Genomic DNA, 19,558 nt, shown 5'->3' with positions numbered 1-19,558 from the left:
TTAACCGTAACCGATTACTTTGTAGGTGATGTAACCAACTACTTCATGAATAAGGTTATTCCAATCGTTTAAGGCAGAAGTATTAGGGATAAACAAATGGTCGAATTCGAATTTACGCGGTCCGGAATACCTGTCGGTGCTATACGGTGTTACTTCTAACCCAACTGTTTCAAAACAATTGATGCTTCTGCGCATGTGAAAAGCAGAAGTGATTAACAAAAAGCGTCCTGTAATTTTTTTCTCGTCAATTAAATTTTTAGTAAACAATGCATTTTCGCGCGTATTCTTTGATTGTGATTCAATAATAAAATCTTCTTCCGGAATACCCATAAAAATTAAATACCGTTTGATGTATTCACCTTCACGCATATCCGGCTGTAATATTCGCCCGGAACCACCCGTGAAAATTATTTTTTTTATCATCCCCAACTTGTACAACTCCACTGTTTGCAACAAGCGATCCACGCCACGGTAAAATTGCGGGCGTTCAAAATCTTCATCATATACACTCATTCCACCCAATACAATTCCAACATCATAAATCTCCAAATCTTCGTATTGTGTTGCAGGAACTTCCCAAGCACGAGAAAACTCATCAAATACAAAACTATTTGTAAAAAACAGGATTAAGCCAAATGCCCAATAGAATGCTTTTTTTCTTCGTTTTTCATTTTTGGAATACACGAAAAAAAACAACAAGGTCACAATCCAAACAATTGGACTGATTACAAAAGAGAGCAATTTTGAGAGAAGAAAAAACACCTTTTCGAAAATTAGAAGTCAAATATATAAAAATTTACGGACCTCACCCCTCCCCCCTCTCCGAAGGAGAGGGGAATGTCCCTTAAAAGTACGTGACCCTTCCGAATTATTAATACCTTTATACCATGTTTAAAAGCCTTCTGAAGCTCTTCTTTCAGTTTTTTCTGCTTGCACTCTTCATCTTCCTGATAATCGAGTACAAATTGGCTATTTATGGTCTTCAACAAGGCAAAGGACAACTTGATCTGGTTTGGGGAGCTAAACCCGTTGAAGAAGTATTAACGGATGTCACCTTCCCGGATTCATTAAAACAAAAGCTCCGACTCATCAACGACATGCGCAAATTTACTGTTGAAGAGTTGGGTATGAACGAAAGTAAAAATTACACTTCGGTGTACGATCAAAAAGGACAATCTTTACTCTTAAATGTTTCGGCATGTGAGCCTTATAGCTTTACTCCAAAAGAATGGACATTTCCCTTTTTAGGTGCCGTTCCCTACAAAGGTTTTTTTGATAAAAAAGAAGCAGCAAAAGAAGTTCTGAAATTAAAAATGCAAGGTTACGATATAGATGTTTATAGTCCTTCCGGCTGGTCTACACTGGGTTGGTTCAACGATCCTATTCTATCCAACATGCTCAACCAAGATGAAGGCAGTCTCGCTAATTTAATCATCCATGAATTAACGCACGGGACTTTATTTGTAAAAAACGATGTAAACTTCAACGAAAACCTTGCTAATTTTATTGGTGATAAGGGCGCAGAGCTTTTTTAATTCAACGTTTCGGAAAAGAGTCGAAAGAATACATCGACTATGAACAAGACAAAACCGATCAAAAAATATTTACTACCTACATTCTAAAAAGCAAAGAAAGACTCGATAGCCTTTATAAGTTAATGGGCAAAGGAAATTCAGAACAAGAAACTGAAATACAAAAGAAAGCACTCATCATGGAAATTGTCTTAGGAATAAACAAACTTCCTTTACACAAAAAGAGAAACTATTTCAAATACACACAACAAGCATTTTTCGAAGGCAATGCATTTTTTATGGCCTTTGAACGCTATGACTCTCAATACGAAATTTTCGAAAAAGAGTACAAAGAAAAGTTCAATTCCGATTTGAAAAAGTATTTTGAATATTTGAAGGGAAAATATCCTTCGTTGTGACCCGTAAAGCAAACAAAATCAACACAATCCCTCCTTTCAAATTCATTTGTTTTAATCCATTGAAAACATTAAATTTGTAGTCTACCTGTCGGCAGACAGGCTTAAGCTAAAACATAAGATTTGACTATGAACACATTCGTTACAGAACCTTATAAATCCAAAAACAAGATTAGAATTGTTACCGCTGCTTCGTTATTTGACGGTCATGATGCTGCCATAAACATCATGCGCAGAATCATTCAAAGCAGTGGTGTTGAGGTAATCCATCTTGGCCACGACAGAAGCGTTGAAGAAATTGTAAACTGTGCCATTCAGGAAGATGCGAATGCGATTGCACTTACTTCTTACCAAGGTGGTCACAATGAATTTTTAAATACATGTTGGACCTTTTGAAACAAAAAGGTTGCGGACATATTAAAATATTTGGCGGTGGCGGTGGAACCATCCTCCCTACCGAAATTGAAGAACTTCATGCGTATGGCATCACGCGCATTTATGCTCCGGATGACGGTCGCGCAATGGGATTACAAGGCATGATTAATGACATGTTGGAGAAATGCGACTTCCCAACTGGAAACAATTTAAATGGTGAAGCCAAACATTTAAAAGACAAAGACATTAAATCCATTGCCCGTTTAATTTCTTCCGCTGAGAACTTTCCTGAAGAATTTGCAAAATTTCTTCCTGAAATTAAAAAGAATTCACCGAAGACCGTTACTCCTGTTTTGGGAATCACCGGAACAGGTGGTGCCGGGAAATCCTCGCTGGTGGATGAATTGGTAAGAAGATTCCTGATCGATTTTCCTAAAAAAACCATTGCAATCATTTCTGTTGACCCTTCTAAACGCAAAACGGGCGGAGCATTGCTGGGTGACAGAATTCGTATGAATGCCATTCGTAACGAGCGCGTTTATATGCGTTCCTTGGCAACACGCCAAAGCAACTTGGCCTTATCAAAATATGTACAAGAGGCGATTGATATTGTTAAAGCGGCCAACTACGATTTGATTATTCTGGAAACCTCCGGTATCGGGCAAAGTGATACGGAGATTACCGAACATAGCGACATGAGCTTGTACGTAATGACTCCCGAATATGGAGCAGCAACTCAGTTGGAAAAAATCGACATGTTGGATTTTGCTGACATCATTGCGTTGAACAAATTTGACAAACGTGGCGCACTGGATGCAATTCGTGATGTAAAAAAACAATACAGACGCAACCATCAAATCTGGGATGGCGATGATGAATTGATTCCTGTGTATGGAACCATTGCATCGCAGTTCAATGACCCGGGGATGAATAAATTGTACAAAGCAATTGTGAACAAGTTGGCAGAAAAAACCGGTGCCGATTTAAAATCAGACTTTGCTGTTACGGATGAGATGAGCGAAAAAATTTACATCATCCCTCCTCACCGCACACGTTACTTAGCTGAGATTGCTGAAAACAATCGCGGATACGATAAATGGGTGGATGAACAAAAAGAACTCGCACAGAAATTATATTCCATTCGCAAGTCTATCGATACACTGAACGAAACAAAAATTGAGGACAAAGATCGAATCATCAAAGGCTTGGAAGAAACGTATGCTCAAGTGGCATTAAGTTTTGACGGCCGTAATAAAGTTATTTTAGATGGTTGGGCGGATAAAGTTCAACAATACAAAAATGAATTTTTTATTTTCAAAGTGCGTGACAAAGAATTAAAAATCAAAACGCATTACGAATCACTTTCACATTCTCAAATTCCAAAAATTTCTTCTCCGCGTTACGAAGCTTGGGGTGATATTTTGAAATGGAACTTACAGGAAAATTTTCCGGGTGAATTTCCCTATACTGCCGGAGTATTTCCTTTCAAACGCGAAGGTGAAGACCCAACACGTATGTTTGCAGGAGAAGGCGGACCAGAGCGCACCAACAGACGTTTCCACTATGTAAGTTTGGGAATGCCTGCACACCGCTTGAGTACAGCATTTGATAGTGTAACGTTGTACGGACAAGATCCTGCAATTCGTCCGGATATTTACGGAAAAATCGGTAACTCCGGTGTTTCGATTTGTTGTTTGGATGATGCAAAAAAATTGTACAGCGGATTTAATTTAGCAGATCCGAAAACATCCGTATCCATGACCATCAATGGTCCGGCTGCCATGTTAACCGGATTTTTCATGAATGCTGCAGTTGATCAGCAATGTGAAATTTACATCAAAAAGAACGGGTTAGAAAAAGAGATTGAGAAAAAGGTCGTTGACATCTTCAAGAAAAAAGGAGTTGTTCGTCCGACATACCAAGGCCCATTGCCGGAAGGGAATGATGGTTTAGGATTAATGTTATTAGGCGTTACCGGTGACCAAGTATTACCATTAGACGTTTATGAAAAAATAAAAGCAGAAACCATTGCTGCTGTTCGCGGAACAGTTCAAGCGGATATTTTAAAAGAAGATCAGGCACAAAACACCTGCATCTTTTCTACAGAATTTGCTTTGCGTTTAATGGGTGATATGCAGGATTATTTTATCCGAAAAAACATCCGTAATTTTTATTCGGTTTCTATTTCAGGATATCACATCGCGGAAGCAGGTGCCAACCCGATTACGCAGCTGGCATTAACATTATCCAACGGCTTCACGTATGTTGAATATTATGTGAGTCGTGGAATGGACATCAACAAATTTGCTCCGAATTTATCGTTCTTCTTCAGCAACGGTATCGATCCGGAATATTCTGTGATTGGCCGAGTTGCCCGTAGAATATGGGCAAAAGCAATGAAGTTGAAATATGAAGCGAACGAACGTTCACAAATGTTGAAGTATCACATTCAAACATCAGGTCGTTCTTTACATGCGCAAGAAATTGATTTTAATGATATACGCACCACCTTACAGGCCTTGTATGCGATTTATGACAATTGTAATTCGTTACATACAAATGCGTATGACGAAGCGATTACAACACCTACAGAAGAATCTGTTCGTAGAGCAATGGCGATACAGTTAATCATTAACCGCGAATTAGGATTGGCTAAAAATGAAAATCCATTACAAGGTTCATTCATCATTGAAGAATTGACTGACTTGGTAGAAGAAGCAGTATTGTTGGAATTTGAGCGTATTACCGAACGTGGTGGCGTGTTGGGTGCAATGGAAACAATGTATCAACGCGGAAAAATTCAGGAAGAAAGTTTATACTACGAAACATTAAAACATACAGGTGAATATCCAATCATTGGAGTAAACACATTCTTATCCTCTAAAGGCTCTCCGACTATTGTTCCGAAAGAAGTCATCCGAGCTACGGAAGAAGAAAAACAATATCAAATTACAATGTTGGCCGAATTACAAAAAGGAAACAGTGATAAATCCGTACAACTCTTGCGTGACTTGCAAACAGCAGCCATTCAAAACAAAAACATTTTTGAAGGCTTGATGGAGGTTTGTAAATATTGTTCGTTAGGACAAATTACAAATGCATTGTTTGAAGTGGGTGGGCAGTATCGGAGAAATATGTAGCTGCGTCAACTTTTTACCGCAGAGAAAAGAGGAGAAAACAAGAGGGCCACGGAGAATTATTAAAAAGGTTATTTTAGAGAAAAAGGTAAACCGCAGAGAAAAGGAGAGAAAACAAGAGGCCGCAGAGAATAATTTAAAAGGTTATTTTAGAGAAAAAGGTAAACCGCAGAGAAAAGGAGAGAAAACAAGAGGCCGCAGAGAATAATTTAAAAGGTTATTGTAGAGAAAAAGGTAAACCGCAGAGAAAAGGAGAGAAAACAAGAGGCCGCAGAGAATAATTTAAAAGGTTATTGTAGAGAAAAAGGTAAACCGCAGAGAAACAAGAGGGGCGCGGAGAATATTAAAATTTAAACTCGAGTTAACAAATGGGATATCATGACAAAATGATATTCAGCGGAAGAATAACCGCATGGCGTTAAGTTTTAAAACAAAAATGTCAGAGAATGAAATAACAGAAATCATTATCGGCTGTTCAATCAAAATTCATAAATCAATCGGTCCTGGGCTATTAGAATCTGCTTACGAAGAATGTTTGTTTTATGAACTTTCTAAAACAAATCTTAAAATTGAACGACAGAAAGCATTGCCCTTGATTTACGAGGAAGTGAAGTTAGAATGTGGCTATCGTGCAGATTTTTTGATAGAAAACAAAGTTGTACTAGAATTGAAATCAATAGATGCATTAGAAGATATTCATCTTGCCCAAGTTTTAACATATCTGAAACTATCAAAATGTAAAGTTGGCTTACTCATAAACTTCAATGTTCTCAAATTAACGAATGGGGTAAAAAGAGTAGTAAACAACTATTAAATAAATTTCAGCGGTTCTCTTTTCTTTTCTCCTAGCCCTCTGCGTTAATTTTTTGTACAACCTGCCATTTTCAGTAAATCTGTCACATTTATTCCTAGCTGTATAAATTGGTCTGGATTATGATATTACCACCCCGACAAATTAAAAAATTAACCTCCGCGTTGCTCTGCGTAAACTCTACGCCCTCTGCGGTAAAAAACAAAAAAGATGAGATCAAACCACGAAATCGACTACAAAATTTTAGGGGAAGAATTACAATGCGTAGAAATTGAATTGGACCCGAACGAAACGGTTGTTGCTGAAGCCGGTAACTTTATGATGATGGACGATGGCATCCGTATGGATACCATTTTCGGAGATGGATCGAAAGAACAAGGCGGCTTTATGGATAAATTATTCTCAGCCGGAAAACGACTAATTGTAGGCGAAAGTTTATTCATGACCGCTTTCACCAACGGAGGAAACCTGAAAAAACGCATCACTTTTGCATCTCCGTATCCGGGAAAAATTATCCCCATGGACTTAAGTACGTTAAATGGTAAAATCATTTGTCAGAAAGACGCCTTTTTATGCGCAGCAAAAGGAGTTAGCATTGGGATTGAATTTCAAAAAAAGCTGGGAACAGGCTTATTTGGGGGTGAAGGATTTATTATGGAGAAATTGGAAGGGGATGGATTGGCATTTGTGCATTCAGGCGGAATGATTATAGAAAAACAACTGATGCCGGGCGAGCTTATAAAAGTTGATACCGGATGTATTGTGGCATTTACCCAGGATATTGATTATGATATTCAGTTCGTTGGAGGCATCAAAAACACGATTTTTGGTGGAGAAGGGCTATTTTTCGCAACATTAAAAGGACCGGGCAAAGTTTGGATACAATCCTTACCTGTAAGCCGTTTGGCAGGTCGCTTAATGGCTTATTCACGCGGTGGAAAAGAAGAAGGTAGCGTTTTGGGCGGACTTGGCAGAATGTTTGATGGTGACAATAGCTAAATAAAATTTTTATAAATGAATTTTATTTATTATTTTTATCCTAACCAAACTAAAACTAAACCCATGAAAAAAATCATACTACTTTTTGCTGCAGTGTTATCTTTCACAGTAGCGAATGCTCAAGAGTACAAAGTTCAAAAGGCAGATGCTGCTACAAGAGCGACTACAATGACAGAAAAAATGTCGAATGTATTAGCGCTTAGTGCTGATAAAAAAGCAAAAGTTCAGGAAATTAACTTACAAACCATTAAGTTGATGGATTTAAACCAAGAGAAGACAGGTGATAAACCAAATGAGTTTGAAGTAGAAAAACAACGTATCAGCAAAAAATGGGATACTGAGATGACAGAAGTAATCGGAGCTGAACAACTTCAAAAATGGAAAAAACATCAAGCTGACGAAAAAGCTAGAAAATAATTCACTAAGAACTCTCGATTATATCGGGAGTTTTTTTTTACTAATTATATGATTCAACGACTCGAAACACCCCGCCTCTATTTAAGAGAATTTACCCTTGACGATGCGCAAATATTGATTGACCTCAACAGCAACCCGAACGTTACAAGATATACCGGTGATGGTCCAGTAAAAGACCTGCAAGAAGCTCAACGTATTTTGACAGACATCATTTTACCACAATATAAAAACAAGATTGGACGTTGGGCTATTCATTTAAAATCCAATGATGAATTTATTGGTTGGTGCGGACTCAAACACATTGCCGAAGACAATGAAATTGATTTGGGCTACCGCTTATTTGAAAAACATTGGGGTAACGGTTATGCATCGGAAGCAGCGAAAGCAACTTTGGATTATGGTGTAAATACCTTGAAGCTCAAAAACATCATTGCTCGGGCAGCAAAAGAAAATCATGCTTCTATACATGTCATCAAAAAAATGGGGATGGTGTATCTAAAAGACGATCTCTGTGGTCACGATCCGGCAGAAGTATATATCCTAAAATAAGGAAAGGAAAGAATTGAATTCTGACAACAACTATATCGATGTTCATACGCATTCCTTAAAACAAAGCGATGCGATTCAAGTTTACAACCAAGCTATAGAGGATCCATTTCAAGCAAGCCTTTGCTCCGTTGGCATCCATCCCTGGTACATCAATCGTGACAATTTAAACAATCAACTGGAGCAGCTGGAAATTTTGCTGCATCAAAAAACAGTAATTGCATTGGGCGAATGCGGGCTCGATAAATTAATCGACCTGCCGATGGTGACACAAGAAACGGTATTCAAGGCGCAAATCCTATTGGCTGAAAAACATAAAAAACCTCTGATTATCCATTGTGTTAGAGCATTTGATGATTTGCTCCGTATTCGAAAAGGAATGAATGTTTCTGTTCCAATGATTATTCATGGCTATAACAACAACAAAGAAATTGCACTACAACTATTAAAATCAGGCTGTTACTTTTCATTTGGAAAAGCGCTTTTAAACAATGAATCGAATGCATCTAAAGTGATTTCACTAATTCCTTCCGACAAACTATTTCTGGAAACCGATAGTTCCGACACCACCATTGAAAACATCTATACAGCTGCAAGTGGCCTTTTAAAATTAGAAATGGATGTACTAAAAAAAATAATTTCTACCAATTTCAAGAACGTATTCTTACATTCGTAAAACAAAACTATTCGAGTATTCTTATGAGTGATTTAAAATGGTTATCCCGCACCGAATTGTTAATCGGACAAGAGAACTTAATGAAGCTACAAAACGCCCACGTATTGGTTGTGGGCATGGGTGGAGTTGGTTCGTTTGCGGCTGAGTTTATTTGCAGGGGGGGAATTGGAACAATGACAATTGTGGATGGAGATGTGGTAGACCCTAGTAATCGAAATCGTCAGCTTCCGGCATTATCAACAACACACGGCTTACCAAAAGCAGATATTATGGCCGAACGTTTATTGGCCATCAATCCAGATTTAAAGTTAAATGTGATTAAAGAATTTATCACTCCTGATCGAGCGGTACAAATATTATCAACACCTTATGATTATGTGATTGACGCCATTGACAGCATCACACCAAAAATTACATTTTTAAAAACAGCTTACGAGCACAAAGTAAAAATTGTTAGTTCGATGGGGGCAGGAGCAAAATTAGATCCTACCAAATTGCAAGTGGTAGACATTTCCAAAACGTATAATTGTCCGTTTGCACAATATGTGCGAAAGCGCTTACGTGAAGAAGGAATCAAAAAAGGAATCAAAACCGTTTTTTCACCGGAAGAGCCTATTAAAGAATCGTTGATGTTAACGGATGGGAGAAATTTTAAAAAATCAGCTTACGGTACTATTTCTTATTTGCCTGCAACCTTTGGCAGTGTCTGTGCTTCGGTGGTGATTCGAGATTTGATTGGGAAGTAATTAAAACAATTCCATTTGCGTTACTTCGCCCGGTCGCCTGAAAGCTGTTAAATCATATTCAACACGTTTGCGATCCGACAAGTGTTTTTTAACTGCCATCTTAAATAACTGATGAATGGAACGAATCATATTTCCTTCGCCACTCATTCGTTTTCCATATCGACTATCACTCAATTGTCCACCATGCGCATCCGCAATGTGATGCAATACTTTTTCAGCTCTATCCGGAAAATTTTTATGAATCCAATCTTTGAATATTTCTGCAATAGAACCATTCAAACGCACAATGGTATAGCCGGCACAATCCGCTCCATGGTCTGCTGCCGCTTTGATTAAGTCGGGAATCTCATCGCTGTTTAATCCGGGGATAATGGGAGCAGTCATAACACCAACCGGAATTCCTGATTTGTTTAATGTTTCAATGACTTTCAGTCTGTTCTTGGCTGTAACTGTTCTCGGTTCCATTTTAAGTCGTAAATCATTATTTAAACTGGTGATGGAAACCATTACATGAATCAAATTCAGCTTGGCCAATTCCTGAAGAATATCAATATCACGAATGATTAAATCATTTTTTGTAATCATTCCGGCAGGATGACGAAACTTTAAAAGCACTTCCAACATCTGACGTGTTATCTTTAATTTTCTCTCAATGGGCTGATAACAATCGGTATTGCCGGAAAACATAATCGGAGAAACAATCCAATTCTTATTCATAAATTGTTTTTCCATCAGTTGAGGCGCATTTGGCTTGGCAATAATTTTTCGTTCAAAATCCAAGCCTGCACTATAGCCCCAATACTCATGTGTGTTGCGTGCATAACAATAAATACAACCATGTTCGCACCCTTGATACGGATTCATAGAATACATTCCGGGAATATCCGGACTCTTGACTACGTTAATAATTTTCTTCGGGTGTTCTAAAAAGATTTGAGTTTTTACATCGCTCAGTAAGGGTTCATCCAAGCCTTCGATGTGTTCGGCAACATACGTTCCTTTAAGAAAACGATTGTCGGTATTGACTTGTGAGCCTCTCCCTTTAAAGTAAGTTAATTCCTTTTCTTCGTTTTCCATTTTACAAAATTAGTGGAGGTTCCAACGTATTATAGCCAAGAATTTTAGTATTCTGAAAACTATTTTTAATCGGAATAAAATAGTAGTACCTTTAAATATCAAAAATTAAATCATGAACAGACTCCTTTTCAAAACGCTTCTTCTTTTTTTGTTTCTGACCTTTGTAAGCGCAACAAACTTTGCACAAAGCTTTTTGAGTGACTCAACAGCCTCGGCCGAGCATCACCACACACCATGGGAAGTAATGAGTGGTTCGGGGGAAGACACACTTGTTTGTTATAAACAAGCGCACCGGAATATGTATTTTGTAGTGACCGGATTAATTATCATCATTGCATTGATTGCAATTAAACTTTTGCAAACAAATAGAAAAAACAACAAAATTTTAAAATCACAGAATGAAATTATTGAAGAGAAAAACAAGAGCATAACCGACAGTATCAATTATGCAAAACGTTTACAAAATGCGATTCTTCCTCCAAAAGATTTAGTTGATTCTATTTTACCTGAACATTTCATCATCTATCAACCCAAAGATATTGTCAGTGGCGATTTTTATTGGGTATCGCACCACGAGTCGAAAATTATGGTTGCCGCCATTGATTGCACAGGACATGGCGTTCCAGGAGCATTGCTAAGTATCGTTGGGCATAACGCCATCAATCAAACCGTAAATGAAATGGGGATTCTGCACCCTTCAAAAGTATTGGACAGCATGAATACCATAATCAAAAAAGTATTGCATCAAGACAGAGGAAGTGATATTCGTGATGGCATGGATATGGCTTTGTGTACCTTTGATAAGAACACGCATGCACTGGAATATGCTGGTGCGAACAATCCGGTTTTTATACTTTCTGACGGAAAACTAACCACAATAAAAGGATCGAAGCTTACGGTGGGCAGCTTGGAAGAAAACAAAGTAGAACCTCCCACCAACCATACTGTTCAACTAAAAAAAGGAGATTGCTTTTATATTTTCAGTGATGGATTTGTAGATCAATTTGGTGGAGCAGACAATAAAAAATTCAAAACAAGTAAATTTCAAGAATTGTTAATTGCGATTAACAAACAATCGATGGCGGAGCAAGAAAAAAGTATCTGTAAAGCATTTATGGATTGGAAAGGGAAGAATGAACAGGTGGATGATGTGTTGATTATTGGAATTAGAGTTTAAAGTGGCTGGGTGACTAGGAAAAAGGAGATAAAGTAATACTGTAAGATGTCTCGCAAAATAATTCATATCGATATGGATGCCTTTTATGCATCGGTGGAACAGCGTGACTTTCCGGAGTATGTTGGAAAACCGATTGTAGTTGGCGGGAAACCAGAAGGTCGTGGCGGAGTGGTTGCAACAGCCAGTTACGAAGCACGAAAATTCGGAATCCGATCTGCGATGCCGAGTAAAAAAGCCTTACAACTTTGTCCGCATGTAATTTTTGTTTACCCACGCTTTGCGGCATACAAAGAAGCATCAAAAAAAATTCGAGAAATATTTGAACGGTATACAGATTTGATAGAACCACTTTCATTGGATGAAGCATTTTTGGATGTAACTGAAAATAAAAAAGGAATTACTTCTGCCATTGAAATCGCCAAACAAATAAAACTTGCAATCAAAGAAGAAGTAAATTTAACTGCATCAGCAGGCGTTTCCAGCAGCAAGTTCGTGGCAAAGATTGCTTCCGACATGAACAAACCCGATGGCCTCACATTTATTGCTCCTGAGAAGATTGAAGAGTTTATGGAAAAACTTCCCGTAGAAAAATTCTTTGGTGTTGGAAAAGTAACAGCCGATAAAATGAAAGGCATGGGGATTCACAAAGGTGCTGATCTAAAAAAAATGACAGAAGAAGAATTGGTTCATTCTTTTGGAAAGCCAGGACGATTTTATTATAAAATTGTGAGGGGGATTGACAACCGAGCGGTGCAACCACACCGTGAAACCAAATCCATGGGAGCAGAAGATACCTTTGCGGAGGATTTAACAACCTTAGAAGCCATGAATGAAGAATTGGATAAAATTGCAGAAGTGGTTGTTACACGGTTACAAAAGTATAATCTAAAAGGAAGAACGGTTACATTAAAAGTCAAGTATCATAACTTCCAACAAATCACCCGCAATCATTCATTCAGTAAAGCCGTTGGAGATTTTGAAACAATTATCCATACAGCGAAAGAATTACTTAAAAAGTCGGATTCAGAAAATAAAAAAGTACGGCTCTTAGGAATTTCACTTTCTAACTTTGGGGAGCTACCTGAGAGAATAGTGAAGAAAAAAAATGAGTGGCAATTGGAATTGTTTTAATCAATCCAAACGGTATACACATCCGTTTCATTTCTCACAATCGCATTTACTTCAAAGCCGCCTTCCTGAGGAATAATTTCTTTTAAATCAAATACCACACAATTTTTACTCAATCCTTCAAAGATCAATGTAAATTTTTGTCCGGGTGATTTTGGTGTCCATTGCGGATAAAACGAAACATTAAAAGCTGTGATTAATCGTGCTTCCTTCCCGGTGCCATGTTCAATCAAAAAGGTGGTTGGCCAAATTCTATAAAACGCTTCCTGATTGCAGATGCAGTGAACAATAGTCTGCCCCTCCTCTGCCACCATGGTTTCGGTAGCAACTTCAGTTTCTGTTTTTATGATGGTTTGAGTTGACATATTGGAACGCGGATGACGCAGAAAACAAGGATTAAAACGGATTTAATTATTAAAAAAAATGGTACATTTCCTTCTTCCACTTTTTATCGGCTTTATCGATTACAACTTTATCACAGCCTGTAAAGCTAGCATAAGCTTTTAATTTAACAGCAAATGCTTTGTTAAATTTTTCATTCGGCTTAAATCCTTTTTCAAAATGCATTTGTTTGATGTAAAAAACCTTTTCTGCTCTGTCGGCCTTTGGATCAAAACGGGCTACAAATTGATCTCCATATAAAACCGGAAGGCAGAAATAACCGAATTTACGTTTGGGTTCAGGGACGTAGCATTCAATCACATAATCAAAATCAAAAAAACGTTGTGTTCCTTTGCGTTGAATAATTGCATTATCAAATGGAGAAAGTAACTGAATGGTATTCTCAATTTTGAAATCATTAATTGATTGTAGCTGATTTTCTGTTGTAACAAAAAGTGTTTTCGAGTCACCTTCTAATTTGACTTCAACCACGTTTCCGTCTTTTAGCAACCTCTTCAACGCTTTATTTATTGGTTCTTTGAGCCCTTTGCGTAAGTAAGAAATTTCCTTCTCCTCTACTATTCCGTTAGCCTGAATAGCTTTTCTAATGAAATATTCTGCAAACTCTTTTTCTGTTGGTAAATTCGTATTTACATGAGCAGGTAATACGCGCTCAGTCAAATCGTATACTTTCTGAAAACCTTGCCGTTTGGCCACCATCAATTTCCCTTCCATAAACAATTGTTCTAAGGCTTTTTTAGCGGGCTTCCATTCATACCAGTTACCCGGACCACTTCGTTTAAATTCAAAATCTTTTGATTGAAGCGGTCCTTCTGCTTTTATCCTGTCCAACACATACTTGTTCATCTTTTTATCCTGATTGAACCAATGCGATTTCCCTTCTGAAAAAGTTTTTTTGCTAATCAAGGAAAACCGATAATCGCTCATCGGTAAATAAGAAGCTGCATGGCTCCAATATTCAAAGATGGCTTTATCCTTTTCAAGCAGTTCATTCAAATAGCTTTCTTTATAATCAGGCAAACGACTCCAAAGGGTGTGGTGATGAGCACGGGCAGCCACCGAAAGGGTGTCAATTTGGACATAACCCATGTGTTCAATGGCGTTTTTTACTGCTACTTTACCTTTCCCAAAATCGGGATGAATCAAGCCCTGACTTTTGAGGATGAAGGCTCTAGCATGCTCTACGGATAGTATTTGTTGTGAATTAATCAAAATGCTTGAATTGGCTCGATTTATGAAGACCAAATTAAGGTTTTTTAATTAAATTTGTAGTCTCTAAGCTTTATCAATAATGTCAAAACTGTTCACCCTTTATCTTTTTTTCCTATCTGTTGGCTTATCGGCACAAAACATTACCGGAACACAAAAAATTCCGACTAGTGCTTTACCGGGAACTGAATTCACCGTTGAAACAATCGTGAATAAAGGAACCATTAAAGATTTTATGAAATTTTTCCAGGAAATCCCGGAAGGCCTTGTTGCTAGCGAAATAGAAAGTCAAGGTGGAACATTTACTTTTGCCGATGGCGGAGCAAAAATTGTTTGGATTACACCTCCGAAAGAAGAGGTATTTGTCATCAAGTACAAAGTAACTATAAACGGTGGTGTTTCCGGAACAAAAAAATTGCCGGCAAAAATATCATACATCAATAACAACGAGCGTAAAATTTTTGATTTTCCTTTGGCAAGCATTGTCATTGGTACAGCTACACCTCCTGTAAAAAAAGAAATTCCAACTACGAATCCAACTACTACCACACAGCCGGCAAAAACAACACCGGCAGCAACAACACCTGCGACCACTCCTGTTAAAACGACACCGGTTGAGCCTAAAAAAGAAACTCCGACAACACCCACACAACCTACAACGTTTGCGAAGGTTCCGACAAGTGCATTGCCAACTTCAGCAGGAAAGATGTACCGTGTTCAAATAGGCGCATTTTCATCAAAACCAAAGATTGATGGAGTAACCGAAGTAACGGTTGTAGTATTAGAGAATGGCATCACGAAATACTTCAGTGGTAATTTTTCTGCGTATGAAGATGCATTAAAACGCAAAAAAGAGATGATTGAAAAAGGTTTTCAAGGAGCATTCATCGTTTCCTTTGAGAACGGGAAAATTGTAAAATAGAACAAGCGTAACAATTTTCGAAAACATAAAAAAAATGTCTTTTATATTCTAATTCCTACCATCAGAACATCATCCATTTGACTAATACCTTTTTTATAATTATTAAAAGTCGTTTCTAAAACTTCTTTTTGTACTGATAAATCATTATTACAATTACTTTTTATGAGTGAAAGTAAATTTTTATTCATGAATTTTTTATTCTTAGGTCCACCTATTTGATCTTGGTATCCATCCGAATAACAATATACTAAATCACCCTTTTGAAGTTCCATTTCGTGATCTAAAAATGATTTTTCATACTCTATTTGAGTACCACCAACTGGTCTGCGCGTTCCTTTCAACTCTGATATATTTTCATCTCTAAAATGATACAATGATCGGTGAGCACCAGCATAAACTAACTTATTAGTAATTAAGTTTAATTTTATTAATCCGACATCCATACCATCATGGTTGTGTTTATGACCTACTACATCTTGATCAAGAGATTTAACAATGGATTGATGCAGCATTTCTAATATTTTTGCAGGGGACTTCTCATTTATCGTTGCTACAATGGAATCAAATAGAAAGTGACCAACAATGGAAAGCAATGCACCTGGCACTCCATGCCCTGTACAATCCGCTACTGCAAGATAAATATCATCTCCCAATTTATAAGACCACAAAAAATCACCGCTTACTTTATCCCTGGGGATAAATAAAACAAAAGAATTAGGGATTAATTTTTGGAGCTTTATTTCATTAGACAATACTGCGTGTTGAATATTTTGAGCATAATCGATACTGCTATCAATTTCTGCTTTACTCATTTCTATCTGATCCTTTTGCAAGGTAAGTAATGAATTATTGCGTTTTATCTTCACTAAAAAGAACACCAAAAACGCTGTAAACAATAGCACGGCTGCTAAAATAAAATAGGTCATCTTTTCTATTTTATTCCTTTGTTCTAAAACCTTTTTGTTGTTTTCAGCGATGATACTTTGCAACATACTATTGTTATATAATATGTTTTGTGTAATTGAATAGGTCAGTTGAAAATTGTTTGTTGCCTCAAAAACATTGAGACATTCATTATAATATACAAAGGACGAATCAAAATTCTTATCCAAATCAAAAATATAACCCAAGTCAATTGTCAAAGACTTTAACGTATCAAACTTTTTCAAATCTCTAGCCAAGGCAATCGCTTGTTTTGTATACTTGGTATTGAATTTTGAAATGCTTGTTTCATTTAATTCACCTATAAGAGATTGTTGATAATAGTGTATTTGAAACAACTTATTTAAACGAACGGTATCATCTTTGCAATTATCCAATTCCTTTATTAAATTATTTAACTGAATTGTAGAATCAGCGTGGTTAGACTGCGAAAAACCAAGCACTGTAAAACTTAGAATACTATAAATGAATATAAAACGTAATGAAAACATCTTCTAAAAGATAGGAATATAATATAGTTCACATAAATGTACAAACAATTAAATAAATACGTTAAATTAGAGCTAGAAATTTTGCTAGATTTCTCAGCAAATGCCTTGTAATTATTGTAAAACTACTTGAATATATTACCATGAATCGAATTAAAAATTGTATCCAAAAATCAACCCTACTTTTCATTGTAAGTTTAATGTTTACGCTGACTTTACGCTCACAAAGTAACAATTGGGTGGTGAACTCCTCGGCTGTTGTTTTCGAAATTAAAAATGCAAAGGCGCTAGTAACCGGTAATTTCACAGGACTTACGGCTACAATAAACTTTAACCCTCTCGCTCTGCCCACCAGCAAAATTGAGGCTAAAATTGCTGTAAAAACCATAAAAACGGGGATAGAGATGAGGGATAATCACCTTAAAAAATCCGAATACTTTAATGCCGAAAAATTTCCTGAAATTTCTATTGTAACAAACAAAATATCCAAAATTGGTGACAATCAGTTCGTTGCGAAATGCACCTTAACAATGAAAGGCAAATCAAAAGAAGTAGATTTACCCTTTACCTATTCTGAAAAAGATAACAAAGCAAGTTTTATAGGAACATTAAAAATAAATCGCCTGGATTTCGGAGTCGGATCATCCAGTGTAATTATGGCAAAAGATTTAATTGTAAAGATTACGGTATATACCAGTAGGAAATAATTTCACTTACTCTTCTTTCAAATTTATTCCTAAAACGAAGAAAGTCTTGCCCGAATATTCTGGCAGGACTTTCTTCATTTTAAAGCTTTCTAAAAGCTAATATAGCAAAACTAGAACCCTAATTTTTTGGCTAGCTCCTTTTTTACAGCGTCTTTATGCACCATAATATCAATTGTTTTGTATTTAACATACGATTCAGATACATAAAAGAAACCATCACAATCATTGTTTTTTACGCCCCATGAATTTTTTACGATGTAATATTTAACACCGTTTTGATCTTTTACAATTCCAACAATGTGCATTCCATGATCATCTTGAGTTTCATAGTTATCAAATGCTTTCTGACGAATTTCAGCAGTGATTTCCATTTGCTTTCCGGGATTTAAAATCACAGAATCAATTTTTTCTTTCTTCACATCACTCCATTCCACATTCGGAACAATCGCTACACCATTTTTAAATGAAAAACCTTTTCACTCACATCAGCGCCCCATGCAACAGAGTAGCCATTCATAATAGAATTATCAATCACATCAATCATTTCGTTCAATTGCACATTGTATACTTCATCCCACATCCAATTGTCTTGTACTTCGATTGCAAATTTTGTGTAATACGGGTGGTGAGTGAAAGAAGTAATTTCAACGTAATTATCCATACTCAAACCCAATGAAGCAGCGAATGATTTCGGATCATATTGTTTTCCATTGTAATCAAATTTTTCAGGCGCTTTTCCCAAATAAGCATCCAACGTAGCATTAACAGCAGCAGGCCAGCTAGGAGAAATTTTATTTGCTTTCGAAACAACATCCACTTGCGCTTTTAGCATATTGTCCATTTCACTGTGATTAATTTCTTTATCACCATTCACAAATCCGGTGTAAGCCGATTGTGGCATCAATCCGTAATTTTTGATTACATAGGCAACATCATGAAAAGCACCTCCAGGTCCGAAGTTGATTAAGCCGTGCATCCTAACATATTTATCTGCTTTTGCCATATATGCGGTACGCACGACAAACATTTCAGATAGATTCACCTTTGGTTTTCCCATGCGAATCAATTCGGATTCAAAGAAAGAAAGTGATGAAAACGACCAGCAAGTGCTGGATTGCGCTTGGTTTTGAACTTCCGTTGCTTCGAGATTTTTAACTACAGTAAATTTATAATTACCGTCTTTCTTGTTGGTAAGGGTTTGTGCAACCGCTAAATCAGCTGTCATAAGTGCTAATCCAAGAATAATTTGTTTTTTAATATTCATTTTGAGAGATTTTGTTTTTACTTAACTAATTTACGATTTAAATGCAACCATGTTGTTCAATTTATGATGAGTGGTTGATAACAAACATTATCGGCAGAATAGTTCAAAGTCAGAAAGTTCAAAGTCCAAAGTTTTTTTGCATGTAGCAAGCAATCGGTGAAGTGAAACACAACTTTAAACTTTTCAACTTTAAACTTTGGACTAATTTTAAGCTTGCGCTGTTGGCCCACCGAAGTTCATCGGCAATACATTTGGCATATCCGTATCCTTAATGGCACCGTGTGTTTGTTCAAACTTTGAAATATTATCTTTCAGGGCTTTCATCAAACGCTTCGCATGTTGAGGCGTTAATACGATACGCGACTTCACTTTCGCTTTCGGCACACCGGGCATCATTTTGATAAAGTCCACAACAAATTCAGAATTCGAATGTGTGATAATAGCAAGGTTTGAATAAATTCCTTCTGCGATTTCTTCGCTCAACTCAATATTCAATTGATTGTTTTGATTTTGATCTTCCATGATTTTGTTTTTATATTTTTAGCAAAAGAGGGACTAACATTACTGCAGTCCCTCTTTTAAATTATCTAGAATAACATATAATTAAA

The 19,558-nt window shown here is 36.9% G+C and carries 18 protein-coding genes and 2 pseudogenes; 13 read left to right on the top strand and 7 right to left on the bottom strand.

The window, feature by feature from the left end:
- Complete coding sequence (locus IPP64_04155) at positions 1-741, bottom strand: YdcF family protein (protein MBL0328609.1); 741 nt, start codon at positions 739-741, stop codon at positions 1-3.
- A 146-nt stretch (positions 742-887) separates the two neighbouring features.
- Here IPP64_04155 and IPP64_04150 point away from each other — a divergent pair, with 146 nt between their 5' ends.
- The 9 genes and pseudogenes from IPP64_04150 to IPP64_04110 all read left to right on the top strand — a co-directional run bounded on the left by IPP64_04150 (position 888) and on the right by IPP64_04110 (position 9,634).
- On the top strand, positions 888-1,535 hold the full coding sequence (locus tag IPP64_04150; protein ID MBL0328608.1) for an aminopeptidase: 648 nt from the start codon (positions 888-890) through the stop codon (positions 1,533-1,535).
- Complete coding sequence (locus IPP64_04145) at positions 1,535-1,930, top strand: hypothetical protein (GenBank protein ID MBL0328607.1); 396 nt, start codon at positions 1,535-1,537, stop codon at positions 1,928-1,930. The genes IPP64_04150 and IPP64_04145 overlap by 1 nt, the downstream gene beginning before the upstream one ends.
- A 126-nt stretch (positions 1,931-2,056) precedes the next feature.
- Positions 2,057-5,442, top strand: a pseudogene (locus IPP64_04140) (methylmalonyl-CoA mutase family protein).
- 433 nt (positions 5,443-5,875) lie between these two features.
- Positions 5,876-6,253 (top strand): GxxExxY protein, encoded by a 378-nt coding sequence (locus tag IPP64_04135; GenBank protein ID MBL0328606.1) that lies wholly within the window; start codon positions 5,876-5,878, stop codon positions 6,251-6,253.
- 207 nt (positions 6,254-6,460) lie between these two features.
- A complete protein-coding gene (locus IPP64_04130; protein ID MBL0328605.1) occupies positions 6,461-7,249 on the top strand; it encodes a TIGR00266 family protein in 789 nt (262 codons plus the stop codon).
- A 63-nt stretch (positions 7,250-7,312) separates the two neighbouring features.
- On the top strand, positions 7,313-7,666 hold the full coding sequence (locus IPP64_04125; protein ID MBL0328604.1) for a hypothetical protein: 354 nt from the start codon (positions 7,313-7,315) through the stop codon (positions 7,664-7,666).
- A 48-nt stretch (positions 7,667-7,714) separates the two neighbouring features.
- The gene (locus IPP64_04120) at positions 7,715-8,215 is read left to right on the top strand and encodes a GNAT family N-acetyltransferase (protein ID MBL0328603.1); all 501 of its coding nucleotides are present in this window, start codon (positions 7,715-7,717) and stop codon (positions 8,213-8,215) included.
- A 13-nt stretch (positions 8,216-8,228) separates the two neighbouring features.
- A complete protein-coding gene (locus IPP64_04115) occupies positions 8,229-8,888 on the top strand; it encodes a TatD family hydrolase (protein ID MBL0328602.1) in 660 nt (219 codons plus the stop codon).
- 23 nt (positions 8,889-8,911) lie between these two features.
- The gene (locus IPP64_04110) at positions 8,912-9,634 is read left to right on the top strand and encodes a tRNA threonylcarbamoyladenosine dehydratase (GenBank protein ID MBL0328601.1); all 723 of its coding nucleotides are present in this window, start codon (positions 8,912-8,914) and stop codon (positions 9,632-9,634) included.
- Here the strand turns inward: IPP64_04110 and IPP64_04105 are convergent, their stop codons facing one another.
- Complete coding sequence (locus IPP64_04105; GenBank protein ID MBL0328600.1) at positions 9,635-10,711, bottom strand: PA0069 family radical SAM protein; 1,077 nt, start codon at positions 10,709-10,711, stop codon at positions 9,635-9,637.
- Between the two features lie 112 nt (positions 10,712-10,823).
- On the opposite strand from IPP64_04105, the gene IPP64_04100 reads away from it, so the two are divergent.
- The gene (locus IPP64_04100; GenBank protein MBL0328599.1) at positions 10,824-11,888 is read left to right on the top strand and encodes a SpoIIE family protein phosphatase; all 1,065 of its coding nucleotides are present in this window, start codon (positions 10,824-10,826) and stop codon (positions 11,886-11,888) included.
- Positions 11,889-11,933: 45 nt separating this feature from the next.
- Positions 11,934-13,019 carry a DNA polymerase IV gene (gene dinB, locus IPP64_04095; GenBank protein ID MBL0328598.1) on the top strand — a complete coding sequence of 362 codons (1,086 nt, stop codon included), beginning with the start codon at positions 11,934-11,936 and terminating at the stop codon, positions 13,017-13,019.
- Here the strand turns inward: dinB and IPP64_04090 are convergent.
- Positions 13,016-13,381 carry a hypothetical protein gene (locus tag IPP64_04090; protein MBL0328597.1) on the bottom strand — a complete coding sequence of 122 codons (366 nt, stop codon included), beginning with the start codon at positions 13,379-13,381 and terminating at the stop codon, positions 13,016-13,018. The genes dinB and IPP64_04090 overlap by 4 nt on opposite strands.
- Positions 13,382-13,430: 49 nt before the next feature.
- Positions 13,431-14,564 carry a YcaQ family DNA glycosylase gene (locus IPP64_04085; protein MBL0328596.1) on the bottom strand — a complete coding sequence of 378 codons (1,134 nt, stop codon included), beginning with the start codon at positions 14,562-14,564 and terminating at the stop codon, positions 13,431-13,433.
- 145 nt (positions 14,565-14,709) lie between these two features.
- On the opposite strand from IPP64_04085, the gene IPP64_04080 reads away from it, so the two are divergent.
- Positions 14,710-15,549, top strand: a complete 840-nt coding sequence (locus IPP64_04080; protein ID MBL0328595.1) for a hypothetical protein — start codon at positions 14,710-14,712, stop codon at positions 15,547-15,549.
- Positions 15,550-15,590: 41 nt separating this feature from the next.
- On the opposite strand, the gene IPP64_04075 is transcribed toward IPP64_04080, so the two are convergent.
- The gene (locus IPP64_04075; protein MBL0328594.1) at positions 15,591-16,982 is read right to left on the bottom strand and encodes a SpoIIE family protein phosphatase; all 1,392 of its coding nucleotides are present in this window, start codon (positions 16,980-16,982) and stop codon (positions 15,591-15,593) included.
- 140 nt (positions 16,983-17,122) lie between these two features.
- On the opposite strand from IPP64_04075, the gene IPP64_04070 reads away from it, so the two are divergent.
- The gene (locus IPP64_04070) at positions 17,123-17,686 is read left to right on the top strand and encodes a YceI family protein (GenBank protein MBL0328593.1); all 564 of its coding nucleotides are present in this window, start codon (positions 17,123-17,125) and stop codon (positions 17,684-17,686) included.
- Positions 17,687-17,796: 110 nt separating this feature from the next.
- On the opposite strand, the pseudogene IPP64_04065 reads toward IPP64_04070, so the two are convergent.
- Together IPP64_04065 and IPP64_04060 are read right to left on the bottom strand one after the other, a co-directional pair.
- A pseudogene (locus IPP64_04065) lies at positions 17,797-18,944 on the bottom strand (aminopeptidase).
- A gap of 213 nt (positions 18,945-19,157) precedes the next feature.
- Positions 19,158-19,472, bottom strand: coding sequence for a DUF3467 domain-containing protein (locus IPP64_04060; GenBank protein ID MBL0328592.1), 315 nt, complete (start codon positions 19,470-19,472; stop codon positions 19,158-19,160).
- Positions 19,473-19,558: the final 86 nt, after the last annotated feature.

Source organism: Bacteroidota bacterium, from assembly GCA_016722565.1.
Lineage (GTDB): Bacteria > Bacteroidota > Bacteroidia > 2-12-FULL-35-15 > 2-12-FULL-35-15 > 2-12-FULL-35-15.
This window is presented reverse-complemented; position numbering and strand designations above follow the sequence as displayed.